Origin of the sequence: Nonomuraea sp. KM90 (assembly GCF_052246675.1) — a bacterium.
In the GTDB taxonomy this organism is placed as follows: domain Bacteria; phylum Actinomycetota; class Actinomycetes; order Streptosporangiales; family Streptosporangiaceae; genus Nonomuraea.
Window position 1 is genome coordinate 1 of sequence record NZ_JBQQCB010000376.1, and the last position, 977, is coordinate 977.

The window sequence follows — 977 nt, forward strand, 5'->3', positions numbered from 1 at the left end:
GTCTACGCTGTGGCTCGCGGTCACCGCACGATCTTTGGTTGTCTTCACAAACTCCGAATGATCACGCGGTGGCCGTCGCCATGCGACCCCGACCCCTCAAGATCGCAAAGTGTCGCTGGAGTACTAGCTGACCAGGCCGATGGACCGGGGTGTCGCCGAGGCGCGGGAACACCCGCCCGGCCCGAGGGGTCAGCTGCTCGGAGGCTCGCCGAAGCCGTCCAGGTCGTGGAAGGCGTCCCTGATCGTCGATGCCAGGTCCAGGCCGTTGCCGGTGGGGTCGAGCAGGCGGTGGCCGCCCGTGATGACCATTCGTCCGCCTGCGTCGCGGGCCTGGCAGGTGGCGGAGCGCAGGATGTCGAGCCCGGCCTCGTCTATCAGGCTCACCCCGTCGATGTCCGTGACGACCTTCGGTGGGGTGTGCGTGGCCAGCGTGCTGATGACGTACATCCGGACGATGTCGACGGATGCGCCGGCAAGAGGACCCTGCAACTGGATCAGCAGGATGTCGCCACGGGTGCGGATTCTGATGGAGAAGTCATCAGCAGCCGGGTCGGCGGGCTGGGAGCCGGGCATACGGGTGAACTCTCGGCTTGACGACAGGACCGGACCATGCCGACCAGACTTCCCGGCTCACCTGTGGCGACCTTACCCGTTCCGCGCGTCCCGGGGAACACGGAACCGGTAAGGCCAAGGCGTTCGAAGGTGGACACCGCCGGAGTTGCCGGCCCGGCTGTTCCTGCGCCGCCCCATCTCATGCCCGGCCGGTCCGCGGCATCGGTGCGGCGACTCCAGCGTTGTGATCACCGGCCCTGTCCCGGTGCGGCCGAGCGCAAGGCGCGGTGGGCGTGCGTACGGCGCAGGCGTACGCCCACCGCGACCAGCCAGCAGAATCCGGCCAGCAGGGAGAGGTTTTCCAGGAGCCCCGCGGGTGCCGGCCGCCAGAGGCCCAGCGTGTCCAGGCGGTAGGCGATACCGGC

1 protein-coding gene is annotated in these 977 nt (G+C 68.8%); it reads right to left on the bottom strand.

Annotated features, from left to right (window positions below):
- Positions 1-189: 189 nt before the first annotated feature.
- Positions 190-573, bottom strand: a complete 384-nt coding sequence (locus ACTWPW_RS64315; protein ID WP_443175059.1) for an STAS domain-containing protein — start codon at positions 571-573, stop codon at positions 190-192.
- Positions 574-977: the final 404 nt, after the last annotated feature.

What these genes read in the sequence shown, in the direction of transcription:
- ACTWPW_RS64315 (WP_443175059.1), bottom strand. Translation starts at nt 573, where the DNA reads ATGCCCGGCTCCCAGCCCGCCGACCCGGCTGCTGATGACTTCTCCATC.